Source organism: Streptomyces sp. NPDC056527, assembly GCF_042794475.1.
Taxonomy (GTDB): Bacteria; Actinomycetota; Actinomycetes; order Streptomycetales; family Streptomycetaceae; genus Streptomyces.
In genome coordinates, this window is record NZ_JBHTTQ010000237.1 from 1 (window position 1) to 1,345 (window position 1,345).

Sequence of the window (1,345 nt, forward strand, 5' to 3'; positions counted from 1 at the left end):
TGCGAGTCCGACTCCACCCGGACCACCAGCCCGGAATCACCCAGCACCACCCGGTCACCCGCACGCGGGCCGTGCACCGATGCGTACTCGTACGGATCCATCACGCCTCAACTCCCAGGTAGCCGCAGGCAGCGGCGCGTCGCAGGGCCTCTTCCTTCGCGCCCGGCGCGTCCAGCGGGCCGTCGACCAGACCGGCGAAGCCGATGGCGACGCGTGCGCCGCCGATGGGGACGAGTCCGACCTCGGCCTCGCCGCCCGGATCGAAGCGGAACGACGCTCCGGCGGGAATCGCCAGCCGCATTCCGTAGGCGGCGGCCCGGTCGAAGTCGAGGCGCGGATTGGCCTCGAAGAAGTGGAAGTGGGAGGTGACGCTGACGGGGACCGTCGCGGTGTTGCGGACGCCCACGGTCAGCGCGGGCGACGGCTCGGCCTCGGTGGGACCCGGGAGCAGGGCGCCCGGCGCGCCTTCGCCGAGCTTCCCGCCGCCGATCGGGTCGGAGACGACCGCGAGCCGCGAGCCGTCGTCGAAAACGGCCTCGACATGCACTTCGGTGACGACATCGGCCACCCCCGGCAGGACGTCGTCCGGGCCGAGCACGGACCGGGCGGCGGCGATCGCCTCGGCGAGCCGTAGGCCGTCGCGAGCCGCCTCGCAGACGGTGTCCGCGATGAGCGCGGTCGCCTCCGGCACATTGAGCCGCAGGCCCCGCGCCCGGCGGGACCGGGCGAGCTCGGCGGCGCCGAAGAGCAGCAGCCGGTCGCGTTCCGTGGGGGTCAGTCGCACGTCAGAAACACCTCCTGTTTGAGTGACACTCTAAACATAGAAACCTTCACGACCAAGCATTGACGTGGTGCACTGGCATGGGTCACATTGAGCGCCGCTCAAACTCACCTCGATGAGCCGCCCCCCACCCCGCCTCCTCTTCCCCGCAGGGAGTACCCATGCCGATAGAACAGCGCGGAGTCGACACCATCCCCGAAGCGGAACGCACCAGCGGACCGCGGGACCTCCTGTCGATCCTGCTCGGCTCGAACCTCTGCCTGGGCGTGATCGTCTTCGGCTGGCTGCCGGTCTCCTTCGGCCTCGGGCTGTGGGCCTCGGTGACCTCCGTGCTCGTCGGCACGGTCGTCGGTGTCGCCGTGACCGCCCCGCTCGCCGTCGTCTCGCTGCGCACGGCGACGAACCTCTCCACCTCGAGCGGCGCCTTCTTCGGCGTACGCGGGCGGCTCGTCGGCTCCGTGGTCGGGCTGCTGCTCTCCCTGGGCTACACCGCGCTGACGCTGTGGATCGGCGGCGACGTGGTCGTCGGGACGCTCGCCCGGTTGATCGGACTGCCGACCGGCG

General features: G+C 71.3%; 3 protein-coding genes. 1 reads left to right on the forward strand and 2 read right to left on the reverse strand.

Annotated features, from left to right (window positions below; all coding sequences use genetic code 11):
- Positions 1-101 (reverse strand): hypothetical protein (locus ACFQ7Q_RS38140; protein ID WP_383563872.1); only part of this gene is annotated, 101 nt, incomplete at its 3' end.
- Entirely contained in the window at positions 101-784 is a 684-nt protein-coding gene (ureA, locus tag ACFQ7Q_RS38145) for an urease subunit gamma (protein WP_383563867.1), read from the reverse strand. The genes ACFQ7Q_RS38140 and ureA, both read right to left, overlap by 1 nt.
- A gap of 158 nt (positions 785-942) precedes the next feature.
- Here ureA and ACFQ7Q_RS38150 point away from each other — a divergent pair.
- The coding region (locus tag ACFQ7Q_RS38150) for a cytosine permease (RefSeq protein WP_383563870.1) at positions 943-1,345 on the forward strand (403 nt) is incomplete at its 3' end.